The sequence below is a fragment of the Mangrovimonas xylaniphaga genome (genome assembly GCF_001280435.1).
Lineage (GTDB): Bacteria > Bacteroidota > Bacteroidia > Flavobacteriales > Flavobacteriaceae > Mangrovimonas_A > Mangrovimonas_A xylaniphaga.
Window position 1 is genome coordinate 1 of the sequence record NZ_LBIP01000020.1, and the last position, 267, is coordinate 267.

1 protein-coding gene is annotated in these 267 nt (G+C 42.7%); it reads left to right on the plus strand.

Annotated elements, in window-relative coordinates; genetic code table 11:
* A partial coding sequence (locus ZA06_RS17290; protein ID WP_168155191.1) for a hypothetical protein occupies positions 1–267 on the plus strand: 267 nt, incomplete at both ends.

Sequence of the window (267 nt, forward strand, 5' to 3'; positions counted from 1 at the left end):
GTTCTGTAGATGTTGCTATTACAGATGCCTCTTTCAACGATAATTGTTCCGTAAGCTCAATTGCATGGGTAATGACCGGTGCTGTAAACGATACCGGTTCTGGACAGGTCGGAACATATACATTCCCTATAGGGACAACCACAATTACATATACCGTATCTGACAATGCTACCCCAGCCAATACAGCTACTGATGTCATGACTGTAACAGTGACCGATAATGAAAATCCAACGGTAAACGCTACAAGCAACGTTGTTACAACAACCA